Here is a 759-nt window from a genome sequence, read left to right as displayed (position 1 = left end):
CGCGGCACCGACGTGCGCCACACCGGGCTGACCAAGAAGAGACGCCAGCTCCCCGGCGAACCGGAAGAAATCGCGCCCTGAGCCGCGCGCGCCCTGCCCCGGCATCCGGCTGCCGGCGGCGCGCGCGCTTCGCCGAGGCCCTTCCGGGATTTTCCGCCCATGGCGTGGGCGGTTAGCCATTAGCTACTCGCCAAGGCTATGCTTAGGTCCAATCTTCAGGAGTGGCCGATGAGCAAAGTCAGTGTGCTGGTGGTGGACGACGCCTCCTTCATTCGCGATCTGGTGAAAAAGGGGTTACGCGACCACTTTCCCGGCATCCAGCTGGAAGAAGCGGTGAACGGGCGCAAGGCCCAGCAATTGCTCGGCCGCGTGACCGTCGACCTGATCCTCTGCGACTGGGAAATGCCGGAGATGTCCGGTCTCGAACTGCTCACCTGGTGCCGCGAACAGGACACGCTCAAGACCACGCCGTTCATCATGGTCACCAGCCGCGGCGACAAGGAGAACGTGGTCCAGGCGATCCAGGCCGGCGTCAGCGACTACATCGGCAAGCCCTTCTCCAACGACCAGTTGATCAACAAGGTGAAGAAGGCCCTGAGCCGAGCCGGCAAGCTCGAGGCGCTGTCCGCCTCGGCGCCGGCCCGCACGCTGTCCGGCGGTATCCCCAACGATTCCCTCGCAGCCCTCACCGGCGGCAAGGCCGCGGTGATCAATACAGGCCCCGCGCAGTCGCCGCGCCCGGCGGCGGCCCCCGCGGCT

General features: G+C 66.8%; 1 protein-coding gene. It reads left to right on the top strand.

What is annotated here, in order from left to right:
- Positions 1-228: 228 nt before the first annotated feature.
- A partial coding sequence (locus B2X67_RS03525) for a response regulator (protein WP_286784631.1) occupies positions 229-759 on the top strand: 531 nt, incomplete at its 3' end.

This window comes from Pseudomonas sp. UBA3153, from assembly GCF_002364635.1.
Taxonomy (GTDB): Bacteria; Pseudomonadota; Gammaproteobacteria; order Pseudomonadales; family Pseudomonadaceae; genus Pseudomonas_O; species Pseudomonas_O kuykendallii.
This window is presented reverse-complemented; position numbering and strand designations above follow the sequence as displayed.